Source organism: Embleya sp. NPDC059237, from assembly GCF_042754105.1.
GTDB lineage: Bacteria > Actinomycetota > Actinomycetes > Streptomycetales > Streptomycetaceae > Embleya.
In genome coordinates, this window is the sequence record NZ_JBHZAE010000016.1 from 149,543 (window position 1) to 165,116 (window position 15,574).

Annotated in this window: 14 protein-coding genes; 6 read left to right on the top strand and 8 right to left on the bottom strand. The window is 71.1% G+C overall.

The features are described 5' to 3' along the window. The first annotated feature begins 83 nt into the window (after positions 1-83). Both ACFXKZ_RS38245 and ACFXKZ_RS38250 read left to right on the top strand, forming a co-directional pair. On the top strand, positions 84-1,613 hold the full coding sequence (locus ACFXKZ_RS38245; RefSeq protein ID WP_380007802.1) for an IPT/TIG domain-containing protein: 1,530 nt from the start codon (positions 84-86) through the stop codon (positions 1,611-1,613). Positions 1,614-1,772: 159 nt separating this feature from the next. Continuing rightward, on the top strand, positions 1,773-2,378 hold the full coding sequence (locus tag ACFXKZ_RS38250; RefSeq protein ID WP_380007805.1) for a YbhB/YbcL family Raf kinase inhibitor-like protein: 606 nt from the start codon (positions 1,773-1,775) through the stop codon (positions 2,376-2,378). Positions 2,379-2,444: 66 nt separating this feature from the next. Here the strand turns inward: ACFXKZ_RS38250 and ACFXKZ_RS38255 are convergent, their stop codons facing one another. From ACFXKZ_RS38255 to ACFXKZ_RS38270, 4 genes are all read right to left on the bottom strand, one after another. Then, positions 2,445-3,041: a class I SAM-dependent methyltransferase gene (locus ACFXKZ_RS38255; RefSeq protein ID WP_380007808.1), complete on the bottom strand. Its 597-nt coding sequence runs from the start codon at positions 3,039-3,041 to the stop codon at positions 2,445-2,447. Positions 3,042-3,216: 175 nt separating this feature from the next. Next, positions 3,217-4,221 (bottom strand): MerR family transcriptional regulator, encoded by a 1,005-nt coding sequence (locus ACFXKZ_RS38260; protein WP_380007811.1) that lies wholly within the window; start codon positions 4,219-4,221, stop codon positions 3,217-3,219. A 3-nt stretch (positions 4,222-4,224) separates the two neighbouring features. Continuing rightward, positions 4,225-4,896 carry a HEAT repeat domain-containing protein gene (locus ACFXKZ_RS38265; RefSeq protein WP_380007814.1) on the bottom strand — a complete coding sequence of 224 codons (672 nt, stop codon included), beginning with the start codon at positions 4,894-4,896 and terminating at the stop codon, positions 4,225-4,227. A gap of 72 nt (positions 4,897-4,968) precedes the next feature. Further along, positions 4,969-5,826 carry a nuclease gene (locus tag ACFXKZ_RS38270; protein WP_380007817.1) on the bottom strand — a complete coding sequence of 286 codons (858 nt, stop codon included), beginning with the start codon at positions 5,824-5,826 and terminating at the stop codon, positions 4,969-4,971. Positions 5,827-6,146: 320 nt separating this feature from the next. On the opposite strand from ACFXKZ_RS38270, the gene ACFXKZ_RS38275 reads away from it, so the two are divergent. Then, positions 6,147-6,443 carry a hypothetical protein gene (locus ACFXKZ_RS38275; RefSeq protein ID WP_380007820.1) on the top strand — a complete coding sequence of 99 codons (297 nt, stop codon included), beginning with the start codon at positions 6,147-6,149 and terminating at the stop codon, positions 6,441-6,443. Between the two features lie 242 nt (positions 6,444-6,685). On the opposite strand, the gene ACFXKZ_RS38280 is transcribed toward ACFXKZ_RS38275, so the two are convergent. Then, the gene (locus tag ACFXKZ_RS38280) at positions 6,686-7,603 is read right to left on the bottom strand and encodes a ketopantoate reductase family protein (protein WP_380007823.1); all 918 of its coding nucleotides are present in this window, start codon (positions 7,601-7,603) and stop codon (positions 6,686-6,688) included. A 176-nt stretch (positions 7,604-7,779) separates the two neighbouring features. Between ACFXKZ_RS38280 and ACFXKZ_RS38285 the strand changes: the two genes are divergently transcribed. Next, positions 7,780-8,718 (top strand): LysR family transcriptional regulator, encoded by a 939-nt coding sequence (locus tag ACFXKZ_RS38285; RefSeq protein ID WP_380007826.1) that lies wholly within the window; start codon positions 7,780-7,782, stop codon positions 8,716-8,718. On the opposite strand, the gene ACFXKZ_RS38290 is transcribed toward ACFXKZ_RS38285, so the two are convergent. Together ACFXKZ_RS38290 and ACFXKZ_RS38295 are read right to left on the bottom strand one after the other, a co-directional pair. Continuing rightward, on the bottom strand, positions 8,654-9,463 hold the full coding sequence (locus ACFXKZ_RS38290; protein ID WP_380007829.1) for an NmrA family NAD(P)-binding protein: 810 nt from the start codon (positions 9,461-9,463) through the stop codon (positions 8,654-8,656). The two genes, ACFXKZ_RS38285 and ACFXKZ_RS38290, sit on opposite strands and share 65 nt — an antisense overlap. Positions 9,464-9,728: 265 nt before the next feature. Beyond that, entirely contained in the window at positions 9,729-10,970 is a 1,242-nt protein-coding gene (locus tag ACFXKZ_RS38295; protein WP_380008066.1) for a serine hydrolase domain-containing protein, read from the bottom strand. A gap of 226 nt (positions 10,971-11,196) precedes the next feature. Between ACFXKZ_RS38295 and ACFXKZ_RS38300 the strand changes: the two genes are divergently transcribed. Then, a complete protein-coding gene (locus ACFXKZ_RS38300) occupies positions 11,197-12,180 on the top strand; it encodes a sheath polysaccharide-degrading enzyme (protein ID WP_380007831.1) in 984 nt (327 codons plus the stop codon). Between the two features lie 41 nt (positions 12,181-12,221). Here ACFXKZ_RS38300 and ACFXKZ_RS38305 read toward each other — a convergent pair whose 3' ends face one another. Further along, positions 12,222-13,046 carry a TetR/AcrR family transcriptional regulator gene (locus ACFXKZ_RS38305; RefSeq protein WP_380007834.1) on the bottom strand — a complete coding sequence of 275 codons (825 nt, stop codon included), beginning with the start codon at positions 13,044-13,046 and terminating at the stop codon, positions 12,222-12,224. A gap of 180 nt (positions 13,047-13,226) precedes the next feature. On the opposite strand from ACFXKZ_RS38305, the gene ACFXKZ_RS38310 reads away from it, so the two are divergent. Next, a complete protein-coding gene (locus ACFXKZ_RS38310) occupies positions 13,227-15,467 on the top strand; it encodes an MMPL family transporter (protein WP_380007837.1) in 2,241 nt (746 codons plus the stop codon). The last annotated feature ends 107 nt before the right edge of the window (positions 15,468-15,574 follow it).

Here is a 15,574-nt window from a genome sequence, read left to right on the forward strand (position 1 = left end):
CCTCGCATCCCCACAGGCCCTACCGCCGAAACGTAACGTGGTTCGGACCCGCTTCGGTGCCATCGGGGGCCAGGAGAGTGAGCATGTCGGATCAAGCCCTCCCATCGGCCGCGGCCCCCGTGGCCATGACACTGGCCGCCATCGCGGCGAGCGCGGCCCCCTCCCGTCCATCGGGGGAGACACTGTCGCAGCACGCGAATCGCGTCTTCCTGGGCATCCAGCAACAACTGGCCGACGCCTCCCTCGCCACCGCGAACAGCTGGAGTCTGCAGTGGATTGCGCTGAGCCCGGACAACGCCAACATGGCGTACCTCGTCAAGAACAAGAACGTCAGCGTCAACGAGTTCGCCGTCGTCATCCGTGGCACGGTCGCCAGTGAGACGGACATGCTCGAAGATCTCGGCGTCGGCACGGTGGTTCCGTTCACCGCCGTCGGTTCGCCGCCGAAGCCGGTGTGGGTCGCCGAGGGCGCGATGGAGGCGTTCACTCAGATCGTGACCATGGACTCGGTGGGCGTCACACTGGTCCAGGCACTCGCCTACCAATTCACCAAGGCACCCCCGAACCCCACGGTGCGCGTGATCGGCCACAGCCTCGGCGGCTGCATCGCGACCATGATCGCGCCGTACCTCCTGGCGCAGCCCTGGTCGGACACGACCCCGCGATTCGCGCTGCACACGTTCGCCGCCCCCACCGCCGGCGGCGCGGACTTCGCCGCCTACGTCGATTCCCTGCCCTTCGTCGCCAACGAGCGCTACTACAACACCTTCGACCTGGTACCGCAGGCCTGGAACGCCCTTGCCGCCGCCAAGGATTGGTACCCCGATCCCCCCGGCCCGGCGGCGACCAACGACGTCAAGGCGATCATCGGGACGCTCGCGGGCCTGCCCGGCCCCCACGTCTATGTACAACCGGGCACGCCCTGCGCGCTCAACCCCCGATACGGAATCATCGGCTCCTTCGACCCGTACTCGACCAGGAAGTCCCTCCAGGACTTCATGGCCCAGGTCGCCTACCAGCACGCCAACTCCACCTATCTGTACTGGCTCGGCGCGCCCAACGTGCTGCCCGGTCCGGTGGTGACCTCCATCAGCCCGAACGTCGGCCCGCCGGGCACCACGGTCGTCATCACCGGCACCGGCCTGGGCATCGGCAGCGCCAACACCAAAGTGGACTTCGGGACGCTGCCGTGCCCCCGGTTCGGCGTCTCCGACGACGGCACGCAGATCACCGTGTACCTGCCCCTGAACATGGGCACCGGCGTCGTCCCCGTCCGCGTCACCACCAACCTGGGCACGTCCCCGGCCGTCGCCGCCGCCCGTTTCGCCTACGACGGCCCCGCCCCCGTGGCGGTCACCGGCATCAACCCGCGCGCCGGCGCGAAGAAGACCCGGGTCACCATCACCGGCGAGAACTTCGGCTCCGACGCCGAGGTCTACTTCGGCGACAACATCGCCGAAGTCCTCCCCGGCACCCAGCCCACCCAAATCGTCGCCCTCGCCCCGGCACCCACCCTCGGCCCGACCGATCCCGGCACCGTGAACGTGACCGTGGTCTCGAACGGCTACTCCTCCCCCGCCGGCCCGGGCGCCGAGTACACCTATCCCGAGTAGACGTCGCGATCGGCACCGGCTCTTCGTTGTCGGACGGGAATCCGGCTGAGATGTTGACCGAAATGGAAAACTCGGCCTTCGTGCGGGGTGTTGGCCGCCGGAATCCGGGATGCCTAGGCTGAATCCACCGCACGCCACAAGCATCCACGGGAGCCTCCAGTGAGAAGCACACGAATCGTGCTGTGCGCCCTGCTCGTCACCTGGGCCGTCGGCCTCTCGCCCGTCACCGCGTCGGCATCCTCGGCATCGTCGGCGCCGGCGTCCCCGGCGGATCGCAACGCCTTCGCCCTGTCCAGCGCCGCGTTCGCGGACGGCGGCCTCATCCCCAAGGTGCACGAGTGCACCAGCGGTGGCGGCCACGACCCGGCCAAGAGGAACGAGTCCCCACCCCTGGCCTGGTCGGGCGCGCCGGCCGCCGCCAAGAGCTACGCGATCGTCATGCGCGATCTCGACAACGCCAACCTCATCCACTGGGTCATCTACGACATCCCGGTCGGCACCACCTCGCTGCCCCAGAACGTCGACCACGCCTACCGGCCATCGGTGCCGGCGGGAGCACGGCAGGTCTACTACCGGGGCAGCGCGAGCCTGTACGGCTACCAGGGGCCCTGCTCGCCGTCGACCGTCAACACCTACGAGTTCGTCGTCCACGCGCTCGACCGGACGTCGCTGACCGAGCTGAACTCCGGCTCCTCGACGCAGACCGCCGCCAGGACGATCGCCGCGGCCTCGATCGGCTCGGCCAGGATCAGCGGCGAGTCGTAGCCTCCGGTGCCGAGACGCACGGCGCGCCGCGGCACCGTCTGCGGCGCGCCGGCATCCGCGCGCGGATCAGGATCGGCGGCGCAGCCGGAACCACTGGGGTTTGGTCCGGTTCATCGGCCAGCCCAGGCCCGCCGTGGGGGCCGGCTCGACGGTCGACAACTCCCAGTCGGGGAACGCGGCTTCGATCTCGTCCCGACTCGTGCCGCCCACGAAGGAGCGGTACCGGCTCGGGCCGAACGCGAGGATCAGCAGCGTGGCATCCGGCGCGGCCAGTGCCGTGACCCCGCGGCCGACGGCCTGCCGCGCGCCTGCGTCGAAGCCCTGGAAGCAGCCGATGTCGACGAAGAGGTCGAAGGTTCCCAGATCGGCCGACCCGAGGTCGGTCACGTCGCCCACGACGTAGGTGACACCTTCGTCGCCCCGCTGTCGGGCCGCCTCGATCGCGGCCGGCACGTAGTCGACGCCCACGGCCTGCCAGCCCCGCCGGGCGAGTTCCGGCGTGAACCGGCCGCGCCCGCACCCCAGATCCAGCGCGCGGCCGAGCGGTCGCGGTCGGTCGACGTCCTCACGGGCGAGTACCGCCGCGATGCTCTCCCCCGAGGCTTTCCCGTACGACTCCCAGGGCGTCACTCCGAAGCGGTACATACGAGCGTAGTTCGCCATGTCCATCGACCTCCCGAGTCGATCAACAGATTAGGCGGCGGCACATTGCCGGACGGAGCCGGGGCCCCGATGATCCACGTGCCGAACTCCCGTCATAGGTCGGCGAGATGCCCGGCCGCCCCCACGAAAAAGGGAGCACGGCAACAGACTTCGCCGATGCACGCCACATCCGCCGCTATCGCGCACGGCGCAGCTCGAGGATGTACGTCGCGGTCGACGCAACGACGCGGTCCGCGTCCCGGGACAGCTTCGCCAGCGCCCGTGACGACGTGCTCCCCGGAATGTCCGCCAGGGCCTGGGTCAACCGGCGACGCGCCGACGACCCCGCCGCGGCATGCGCGAGGCGGTCGACCAGGCCGCCGGCGATACGCTCCGCCACCGCCGGGTCGCCGGCCGGCACGCTCAGCGCGTCGGCCGCGTCGGCGTCGTTCCGCCCCGCCACGATCATGTCCAGGAGCGTCGGAACCGCGTCCGCCACGCCGCGTGCGCCCAGCGCCAACGCCGCCTGCTCGCGGACCACCTCGTCGCAGTGGGTGAGCGCGTCCCGGAGCAGCGCGGTCGCCTCGGCGTTCGCGATCTCGGCGATGGAGCGGACGGCACGCTCCCGTACCTCCGCCTCCGGCGTGTCGAGCCCCGCCGCCAGCAGTGCCGGCGCGTCCTCGCCCGCCTGCGCCAGGGCCCAGCGCAGGGCGCCGGCCACATTCGGGTCCGACTCGCCCAGCACGGCCTCGACCAGCGCTTCCACCGGCACGGGCCCCTCGTCGATCGCGGACAGCGCCGCCCGCTGCCGCGCGCCCGCGCTCTGCGATCCCAACGCCTGTAGCAGCGCGACGATCTGGAGCACGTCCTCCCAGCCGGCCGGTTCGGCGGCGCCGATCCGCCGCAGTCGCGTCAACAATCGGGTCTCGGCGGCGATGCGCTCGCGCGTGCGCTCGATGAGGTCGTCGACCAGCTCGGCGGGCGCGAAGGCGGGATCGTCGAGCGCCCGCCCGACGTCGCGCAGCGACAGTCCCAACGACCGCAGGCTCTCGATGTGGAAGATCCGCCGGATGTCCTCGCCGGAATACTCCCGATAGCCCGAACCGGTGCGACCCGTCGGCCGCACCAGTCCGAGTGATTCGTAATGCCTGAGCATGCGGGCGCTGACCCCGGACCGTCGCGCGACGTCACCGATCAACACTGCCTACCGCCCTTCCGCACCGGCCCCGTCGAGGGCCGCGACACGCTTCGCCTCCTCGATCGCGAACTCGAATCCGGCATCGGGATCGCGCCACAACCGCTCCGTCGCGATCGCGTGCGCTCGCACGCGGGGGTCGAGGTCCGTCGTCGCGGCGCCGAGTGTCGGCAACATCGCCTCCCCGAGCGCGATCAGCGCCCGGCTGAGGCTCAGCCGCGTCTCGCGTTCGCCGCGCCCGAGCTGCGTCGCCAACACTACGGCCAGCTCGTGCCGGGCCTCCTCGGGCACCAGTGCCACCGCGGCCCGCCAGGCGCTGCGCGCGACCTCGTCGTCGGCGTCCGACAGCAGCGCCGGTGTGATCGCCGGCCACGCCCGCCGATCCCCGATCTTGGACAGCGTGTGCAACGCCTGGCTACGTGCCCGCGTACGCTCCGAACGCAGCTCCTCGACCAGCAGCGGGACCGTCAGCGACGCCGGGTGGCGGGTGAGCGCCCACGTCAACGTCTCGCGCACCTGGAAGTCGGGGTCGATCCCGCACCGCTCCACGAGCGTGCGGACGAATCCCGGGTCCGGGTTCGTGCCGGCCGCCAGCGCCACCCGCACCCGGACCGACGGATCGCCGTCCGCCAGTCCCCGCAGACCTCGCATCGTGCCCGCGCCCTGTTTCGCCATGGCCATCGCGACCACCTCCTCGGCCACAAGTCAAAACGTTGTCACCGTGTCAAGGTCAACCCGAGGGCCGGCGGAGCGTCATCCTTCGTCGAAGACGAGGTCCTCGGGTGGGTGGGTCATGCGGACGTATTGTGCGTCCGTGACCTCGACGACGAAGTCCAGGCCGGTGGTGGAGTGGCCCGTCGACAGGATGAAGTACCGGTCCGGGTGCTGGGCCAGGAACGCGGGGAAGCCCTCCAGGGACGGGTCGCCGAGACGCAGGTAGTCGTCGAGTCTGCGGAACAGCTTCGGGAGGATCACGACATCGTCGGTGATCGAGGGGATGCCGGTGATCTCGGCACCGGAGGTGGTCGCGTCCCGGGGCCAGAGCCCACTGCCGGCGGCCCTCGCCCGGAGCGTCGCGGCGGTGAACTCGCCGCGCAGGTCCGGAAACAGGTTGCGGTAGTACGTCGGGTAGACCAGGCCGGTCGCGAGCAGGTGGTGGTTGACGGTGGTCCGCAGCAGCGGAACGTCCACCATGACGTTGGTACCGCTCGCGCCCGGCGGGGTTCCCTTGCCGACCAGGGCGATGCATCGGCCGTGCAGGTCGGCATCGCGGGTGAGGATGTACCCGGGCACCCGCTCCGGGACGGCCCCACTGACCGTCTCGTCGGGTTCGCGTCGGACATCGGTGAAGCCGAGCCAGGCGAGCAGCTCGGCGGCGGCGGCGTGCGCGAACTCCAGGGGCTGGTGGTCGCGTTGCGGGCCGTAGTGGGTCTCCAGGGCGTCGATCGCGTCCAGCCGCAGCTGGTTGGTGCCGGCGCTGTTGTGTCGGACCCGATGTCTGCCCTGGACGAGGTCCCACTCGGTGGGGTCGTCGGGGGTGAAGTGGAGGGAGTCCCCGTCCGGTTGGGCTCCGATGATGTGGAACGAGCCCTGAATCAACAGCATGGGCATGGCGACCCCCATGGGGTGCGAGGAACGGGCGCCACATGTGCCGCCGACGAGCACCCGAACACGCGGAGACGCGAACACGCGGCCCACGCGATCTCGCGCCGGGTGACACGGCCGTCACACGAAGCTCACGGCGGGGCCACGCTATGCCCACCCGGCCCCGCGGCACGGGTTTCCGCCCACTTCGGCGTGTCGCCGCGGTCCGGTTGCGGCACGCCCGTTCGGGTCAGTCGGCATGCGGCAGGCCGGGGCTGATGGTGCACTCGGCTGGTCGGACTCTTCCACGTCCACGACCACGTCCACCTCCCGAACAGGAGCCCAGCATGCCGATCGTCGCCGTCTTCGACGTCCCGGGGATGACCCGCAGCCAGTACGAGCAGAGCGCGGAGAAGGTCTCCGGCCGCGCCGGCCCGGTGAAGAACCCCTCGGACTGGCCCGTGTCCGGCCTCATCTCGCACACCTCCGCCGCCACCCAGGACGGCTGGCTCGTCGTCGACGTCTGGGAATCGGAGGAGGCCTTCCGGGAGTTCGGCAAGACCATCATCCCCATCCTCGAGGAACTGGGCGTGCCGAACCCGAAGCCCAGGATCTACCAGGCCCACACCGTGGTCACCCCCTGACGACCCCACCCCTCCGCCCGGGCGGCCCGGTCCGGGACCGCACCGCCCGGGCCGCCGCGCGTCGGGGGTGGTATGCAGCGACCCCGGCGAGGAGCTGGTGATCGACGATCGCGTCGCCTCCGCCCTCGCCGTCCCTCGCCGTCACCGACGCGGCGGGCATACGTCGGATCGACGTGGAGTGGACGGTGTTCCACTGACGCGCGCCGGCCCGGTCCGTGTCACACCCGCGGGCCGAAGCGACCTCACCGCGGGGTCAGTTCGGCCACCAGCCGGGTCGCGACGGGTACAGAGACGCCGTGTCGCGCGCCCGCGCGCAGCAACGCGCCGCCGATCGCGTCGAGTTCGGTGGGTCGACCGGCCTCGACGTCGCGCTGCATGGACGACTTGGTCTGTTCCGGGAACGCGTCGTAGAGCGCCAGGGAGTGCGCCGGATCGACGGGGACGCCACAGGCCCGGCTCACCGCAGCGGCCTCCTCGACGAGCGCGAGCAGTTCCGCGCGCCGCCCGGTCCGCACCTCGCCGATGGTGAGCCCGTAGCGGCTGGTGAGCAGCGCGAAGGGCGCGAGGAAGGCCAGCTTCGCCCACAACGCGGCTGCCTCGCCGCCCACCGCCCGGGTGTGCACACCGGCGTCGGTGAACATCGCCGTGGGCGGCTCGACGCGCTCTCGCGGGCCGGCCAGGTCGATCTCCGTGAACGGGCTGCCGTGTTCGATGACGCCCGGCGCGAGACGGGTGGACTCGACGCGGATCACGCCCGGGACGACGGCCTGTTCGCCGTAGTATTCGCGCAACAGGGCCGGGTGTTCGACGCCGTTGAGCAGCGGCAGGATCACCCCGTCCCCGATCGTTTCCGCCGGGATCCGCTCCAGCGCGTCGTGTAGTCCCGTGTGCTTGACCGTGATCAGGCACAGATCGACGGGTTCGCGCAGGCGCGTGTCCGCCTCGACGCGGGCGGTGAACTCGCCGTACTGCCCGCTGCGTACCCGAATTCCGTCCCGGCGCAGGGCTTTTGCGGTTTCCTCGCCCGCGACGCAGGTCACGCGGTGGCCGGCGCGGGACAGCAGGGCGGCGAGCAGCCCGCCCACCCCTCCCGGCCCGAGGACCGCCACGGCTTTGGGAGGCACGGCGGCGGGCTCGTGGGACGACGTCGAAGCGGGCACGGACGGTTCCTTTCGATGGCGACGAGGGTCGGCACCCGTCCCGCCGAGCTGTCTCCCGTCCGGACGGGGACGTGTGGTCGGGTCGGGTTGCCGCCCGGTTCCGATGATCGAACCGGGCGGCAATCCAAGTCAATCCTCGGGTTTGCTGCCAACTTCCCAAGCCTTACCTTGGGGTCATGACCCTCGATGACCTCCGTATCTTCGTTGCGGTGTGCCGGGCCGGGAGCCTGAGCGCCGTCGCCCGGGACCTCTCGTGCACCCAGTCGGCGGTGAGCCAGCACGTGAAGCGGTTGGAACGCGAGACGAAGGTGCAACTCCTGGAGCGGCACCCGCGCGGCGTGGCCCCCACGGCGGCGGGTCGACTGCTGCACGCGGCGGCGGCCGACGGCATCGCCGGACTGGATGTGGCCCTTCGCCGGCTCGACGAACTGGCCTGCGGCGAAACGGGATCGGTCCGGGTCACCACGGGCGCGACGACCGTGCGGCACTTCATGTCGGCGGCAGTCGTCGCCTTCCGCAGCCGATACCCCGGGGCCAGTCTGGAGTTTCGCACCGAGACCTCCAGTCGAAGCTGCTTCGACGCGCTCGCCTCCAACACCCTCGACCTCGCCTGGATCACCGTCGGCGGCCCGATTTCCGGCATCCAACAGCGCTGCGTGGCCGAACTGCCCTGGGTATTGGCGGTCCGGGCGGACGACCCGCTGGCCGAACGCACCCGCGTCGACGGGGCCGACCTGGCCGGTATCCGCTACATCCGGCCTCCGGAGGACTCCTCCTCGCGGGCCCACCTCGACGCGGCCTTCACGAAACTGGACATCCGCATCCCGCCCGAATCGGGCGTCGCCGACTGGGACACCGCCATCCTGCTGGTCGAACTGGGCCTGGGACACGCCATCGTGCCCGCCCTGCCCGACCGGCGGGCTCCCGCCGACACCGATCCCGTACGCTTCCTGCCCATCCCGGCCCTGCCCCGCCTGCCGGTCGGCTGGGCCGTACGCCGCTGGGACGACCTGACCCCCCTGGCCCGCGCCTTCGCCGACAGCGTCACCCTCACCGGAACCGACCCGCGTGATCGGACGTCCACCGACCGAACGTACGGGCGGGCCGACCGGTGACCCGTTCGACGGTGTCCACCACCGTGGTGGCATCGGCGGGCGGGTCGGCGTACCAGCCGATCACATAGTCGGCGTCCTCCCGGGACACACCACCGGCCATCAGTCTGGCCACGGCCTGTTCGTGCGTGATCGCGACGAAGTCGATGTCGCGGTGGATTGCCCGCGCCAGGATCGCGATCCGCTCGCGTGTGGTCAGCGCTTCGGGCCCGGTGAGGTTGTACACGCGACCCGCGTGGCCGTCGTCGAGCAGGGCGGTCGCGGCCACCGCGCCGATGTCGGCCTCGTGCACGAGCGCGCTGGGGAAGTCGTACGGCTCGCGCACCACTGCCTCGGCCCGGATCGAGTCGATCCAGGTCAACGTGTTGGACATGAACTCCTGCGGCTCCAGGCGCGTCCACTCCACCCCCGAGTCCGCCACGGCCTGCTCGACCGGACCGACCCAACCGCCCCACACCACCGTGATGCGCCGTACGCCCGCCTCGACCGCTCGCCGCACCAACTCCGGCCCGGCCTCGGCCGCTCCCGCCGTCACAGTGATGTGCAGCCGATCCACACCGTCGAGGGCGGCACCCAATCCCTCCGGCGACGTATGCGTCCCGACCACCGTCTCGACCCCCGCCGGCAGCCTCCCCGCGGCCGCGACCGGATCACGCGTCAACGCCCGAACCTTCTCCCCGCGCCGAACCAACTCCGCCACCACATGCCGACCGGTGTTCCCGGTGGCACCCGTAACAAGCGTCGTCACAGCCGAACCCCTTTCGTTTCCGACGACGCTAGAAGTTCAACTCCACTTGAGGTCAAGTCCCCTCCACGAATCCCTTTTCGGGACCACCCGACGATTCCGGCCCAGCCCGCACGGAGCACCGGCACGAGCACTCGGCGGAGCCGGGCGGCGGCGGGGCGGGCGTTCGTGTGGGTCGACGACGAGATCGGTGAGGGTGATCGGGCCTGGGTGGCCGCTCACCATCCTGCGTCGGCGCTGCTGCACTGCGTGGATGCCGTGCATGGGCTCACCGCGGCCGATTACGCGGCCCTTGGGGCTTGGGTGGCGGGCTTGTGAGTGCCGACGGCGGGGCCGTGCCGCAGAATTCGGCGAGGAGTAGGTAGCCGGCGGCGTCGGTGTTGCCTGCCCAGTCGGTGTCGAAGTTGACCACCAGGGTGTGTCCGCCGTCCCGGGTGGTGTACGCCATGCTCTGCGAACCCGGCAGGAAGCCGGTGTGTCCCCACACCTGTGTGCCGCACGGCAGTGTGGCGCGGAAGACGCCCAGGCCGTCGTCCTGGCCGTCGCCGAAGTCGGGTGAGGGCACGGTGGTGGTCAGCTCGGCCATCTGCGCCTCGGGCAGCAGGCGACCGCGCATCAGGGCGGCGAGGAAACGGTCCAGGTCGGTGGCGTCGGACACCAGTTCGCCGGCCGCCCATCCCCAGGACGGGTCGAACTCGGTGATGTCGTACACCCTTTGGTCCGGGTCGTCCGGGAACTTCGTGTACATCCGCCCGCTCGGCGCCGGGATGCGGGGGTACGTGCCGGGCAGGAGCGTGGAGCGCAGCCCGAGCGGGACGAAGATGCGCCGGTCGGCCTCGGCCGCATAGGTGTGGCCGGTGACCCGTTCGACGACCATCGCGGCGAGCACGTACGCGGTGGTGGTGTAGTTCCAGCCGGCGCCGGGCGGGAACGTCGGGGCGTGCTTCAGGCCGATCGCGACCAGTCGTTCCGGTGTCCAGGTGTCGTAGCGGTGGTCCAGGAAGGTCTTGCCCAGGAGGTGCAGGTCGGGGTCGTCCGTGTAGTCGGCAATGCCGCCGGTGTGGTTGAGGAGTTGCCGCAGGGTGATGGCGCGGCCGTCGTTACCGTTTCCGCGGACCAGGCCCGGCAGCCATTTCTCCACGCTGTCCGCGAGGCTCAGCCGGCCCTCGGCCTCCAGTTGCAGCAGGACCGTGGCGATGAACGGCTTGGAGATGCTGCCCACCCGGAATCGGTCGACCGGGCGGGGCGGGCGGCCCGTACGCAAGTCGGCGACCCCGGCCGTGGCACGCCAGGCGCCATGCGCGTCCCGGGCTCGGACGATGACGCCCGGCACGCCCGAGCGGATCGCGAAGTCCATGGCGGCCCGGGTCTGTTCGTGGCCGGCCCCCGACGCGGCGGACCCGCCCGTAGCGGCGGCCGTATCGCTCGCCGTCGAGGGCACGCCGGCCCCGACGGCGGTCATCGCGACGGCCGCGAGCGCGGCGACCAGGGCCCTTCGTACCGTCCGCATCGCCACCGCAGCCTCCCTCTCGTCAGCCTCGCCCATCCTCCCCGCCGACGGCCTCCGGATCACCCGATGTCCCCGAAATCAACCCATTCGGGTCGCAACCGCACTCCGGGCACACATGGGCACCGTGCTGGTCTAGACCTCTAGGCGCCGATGCCGCACGCTGGTGGATGCACCGGCCCGACTCGCCCGCACGCGTCCCGTCACCGTCTCGACGGAAGGTTGCCCGATGCGCATCCGTACCCTGTCGCTCGCCCTGGTGAGCACCCTCGCCACCATGCTCGCCGCCGCACCGCCCGGCCACGCCGCCGCGTCCACTTCCGCGACCGACCCGGTCGTGCTCGTGTCGACGTCGGCGCAGCTCAAGTCGGCGTTGGCCGCGGCCGCCCCGGGCGCCACCATCCGCCTCGCCGACGGCACGTACACCGGTAACTTCCGTACCACCAGGGCCGGTCGCGCCGACGCCCGGATCACCCTCGTCGGCTCCACCAACGCCGTACTGCGCACCGGCACCGGCGGCGGCTACGCCCTGCACCTCGACGGCGCCGCCTACTGGACCGTACGCGGCATCACCCTCACCCACGCCCAGAAGGGCATCATGATCGATGCCGCCCCGGGCGTGCTGGTGGACTCCGTCACCGTGCACGAACTCACCATGGAGGGCGTGCACTTCCGTAATTCCAGCAGCGACGGCGCGATCGTCGACTCCCGGATCTACGACACCGGCCGGGACAACCGCGGCATGGGCGAAGGCGTGTACGTCGGTACCGCCAACACGCTTGCCGACCGCAGCGATCGGGTGCAGATCCTGCGCAACGTGATCGGCCCCGACGTGGGCGGCGAGGCGGTGGACCTGAAGGAGGGCACCACCGGCGGCCGGGTCGCGGGCAACACCTTCGACGGCACGGGCCTGACCGGGAACAACTACGACGACTCGTGGGTCGACGTGAAGGGGAACGGCTACCTGATCGAGGACAACACGGGCCGCGACTCCACGAACGACGGCTTCCAGGTGCACGCGCAGTTCCCGGGTTGGGGCTGCGGCACCGTCTTTCACGCCAACCGCGCCGACCTGACCGGCGCGACGGGCCCGGACCGCCTCGCCATCCACGCCTTTTCGTACACCGCCGCCTGCCCCACCACGGTCACCGCCGACAACACCGTCGTCGGCGGCAACGGCCTGGTCAACCCGGGCGTCCCGGTCATCCCCTGACCGCGCCGCAGGCGACCGAACCCGGTCCCTCCGCGGACCGCCTACGGACGGGGCCGTCGCGCCTTGGCGGCCCGATCCGCCGGCGGGATGCGGCGGTGGATGTCCGCGAGCATCGTGTACATCGCGATGCGGAAGATCTCCGCCTGGTGCGTGTCGACGAACGAGGTGTGGCCGAACACCTCCAGAGAGACCAGGCCGTGCATGTGGCCCCAGGCGCTCAGGATGATGGCGACGGCGGGTGGCGGCAGTGAGCCCAGCCCGTCGGGTGGCAGCCGCTCCAACTCCTCGCGCAGCGCCGGCGACAGCGGCGGGATGTCCGCGGCGGCCAGCTGCTCCGTGGTCGACCCGCCGAACAGCTCGCGCTCGAAGATCGCGCTCATCCGGCGCACGGCCTGGGTGGTCGGGCCGTCGGTGGGCGCCGCGTAGTGGCGTAGCGGCGCCCCGTAGATCAGCTGGAACCGTTCCGGGTTGGCGACGGCCCACCGGCGGTAACCCTCGGCGGCGGCCACCATGCGCGACAGGCCCGGGTCGGCGACGGCGTCGACCGCGACCTGTACGGCGTCCGCCAGGTCGTCGTACGCCTTGGTGATGAGCGCGGTGACGAGGTCGTCCCGGCTCGGGAAGTAGTGGTAGAGCGCCTGCACGGTCATCCCCAGGCTGCGGGCGACCGCACGCAGCGACAACGAGTGTGGCCCCTCCCGGCCGATGTGTTCCTCGGCGGCGCTCAGGATCTCCTGCACGGCGGCGGCCCGGCGCCGCTCACGCAGCGTGAGCGGCGCGGAAGGCGCCGGCGGCGCAGGCGCCACGGACGACGCGGACGACGCGGGCGGTGTGGGCGCGGTCGATCCGGCTTCGGCAGGAGACATGCGACGACCTTACGACGAAGGTTCCGGCGCGCCACGACCCCGGCGCACCCTGTGAAGAAAATCTAACACTGCCAAAGTTTCTTGTACGTCACTAGGGTCGTCAACCGTGGCAGGGAGCGCCGCGAACGGCGCATTCCAGGTCTTTTCTTTTGTTATGGCAAGAGTTCAAGGAGACAACCCGTGTTTGAACGCATAGCCGAACTCACGGTTCGCCGGCCGAAATTGGTACTCGTCGTCGCGGGTCTGCTCGTGGTTTTGATGGGCGTCCTGGGCGCCGGCGCGTTCGGCAAACTGCTGAGCGGTGGCGGGTTCGACGACTCGACCTCCGAGTCCACCCGCGCCAAACAGGTCATCGACAAGAAGTTCGGCGGGGAGACCAACCTGGTCCTGCTGGTCCGCGCCCCCGACGGCGGCGTCGACGGCCCCGCGGCCAAGCAGGGCGGACAGAACCTGGTCGCCGATCTCAAAAAGGAGAAACACCTCGACAACGTGATCTCCTACTGGGACGCGGGCACCCCGGAACTGCGCTCCAAGAACGGCCGACAGGCCATGGTGCTCGCCCACGTCAAGGGCGACGACAGCGAGCGCGCGGAGCACGTCAAGGGCATCCTGGAGCACTACACCGGACGGTACGGGCCCGGGCTCACCGTCCAGGCCGGCGGCGCCACCGCCGTGGGCGACGAGTTGTCCGAGCAGGTGGTGAAGGACCTCGTCCTGGCCGAGGCGATCGCCGTACCGCTGACCCTGCTCCTGCTCCTGGTCGTCTTCGGCAGCGTGGTCGCGGCGCTGCTGCCGCTGGTCATCGGTACCGTCGCGGTCGTCGGCACGTTCGCCGAACTCGCCGTCCTCGGCGGCCTCACCGACATCTCGGTCTTCGCGATCAACCTGACCACGGCCCTCGGGCTCGGCCTCGGCATCGACTACGCCCTGTTGATGATCAGCCGATTCCGCGAACACCTCGCGGCCGGGGCGGAGGTGGACGACGCCGTCCGGCGCACCGTGCGCACCGCGGGCCGTACGGTCGCGTTCTCCGCCGCCACCGTCGCCGCCGCGCTCGCCTCACTCCTGGTGTTCCCGCAGTTCTTCCTGCGCTCGTTCGCCTACGCCGGGGTCGGCGTGATCATCGTCGCCGCGGTCGCCACCCTGTTCGTGATGCCCGCGCTGCTCGCCCTCCTGGGGCACCGGGTCAACAGCGGTCGCATGCCGTGGGCGAAGTTCGACCGCCCCGCCTCCGCCCGCACGCCCCTGTGGGGACGGATCGCCGGCACCGTCATGCGCCGTCCCGCGCTCACCGCGATTCCGGTGCTCGGCGTACTGCTGCTTGCCGCGAGCCCGCTGCTCGGGATCACCTTCGGCACGGCCGACGAACGGGTGCTGCCCGAGGACGCGCAGAGCCGGGAGGTCTCGACCGCGTTGCGGGCGAACTTCGACGGCAACGACGCCGCGGCCGTGCACATCGTGATCAACGGTCCGGTGACCGAGGGCCCGTTGGCGGCGTACGCGAGCGAACTGTCCCGGCACAAGGACGTGGTCCGCGTCGCGACCTCCACCGGCACGTACATCGGCGGCCGGCCCGCCGCGCCCGGCGCCGGCAACCCGGCGATGGGCCGCCCGGACGCCCAGCGCATCGACGTGGTCAGCGCCCTGGCCCCCAAGTCGGACGCCGCCCAGGACCTGGTCGCCGACGTACGGGCGGTCACGCCGCCCCCGGGGACCCACCCGCTGGTCAGCGGCACCGACGCCGAGCTGGTCGACTCCAAGGACTCGATCGGCGGCCGGCTCCCCGCCGCGATCGCCCTGGTCGCCGTCACCACCTTCCTCCTGCTCTTCCTGTTCACCGGCAGCGTCGTCCAGCCACTGCGCGCACTGCTCCTGAACATGATCAGCCTGGGCGCGGCCCTGGGCGTGATGACCTGGATGTTCCAGGACGGTCATCTCGCCTCCCTGTTCGGCTTCACCCCGCAGCCGATGGACACGTCGATGACCGTGCTGATGTTCTGCATCGCCTTCGGCCTGTCGATGGACTACGAGGTGTTCGTGCTCAGCCGGATCAAGGAATTGCACGACGAGGGCGAGGGCACCGAGTCCGCCGTGGTCAACGGCCTCGGCCACACGGGACGCATCGTCAGCGCCGCGGCCGCGCTGCTCGCGGTCAGCTTCTTCGCCTTCGGGACGGCCGCGATCAGCTTCATGCAGATGTTCGGCATGGGTACGGGGCTGGCGATCCTGATCGACGCGATCGCCGTGCGGGGCGTGCTGGTCCCCGTCGCGATGCGGCTCCTTGGCCGTGCGGCCTGGTACGCGCCCGGCCCGCTGCGCAGGTTCCACGACCGCTTCGGCCTGAGCGAAGGCGGCCCGGCCCCGGCGGTCGCGCCGAAGCCTCTGGTCGAGGCGAGCGAGAAGGACCCGGCGGGCGTCTGAGCACACCGGTGCGGGTGGCGGGGGGGGGGGGGACCAAGGCCCCCCCCCCCCCCCCCCCTGTGGGGGTGGGCGAGGGGACCCCCAAAAGCCCTCAACCAGGGCCAACC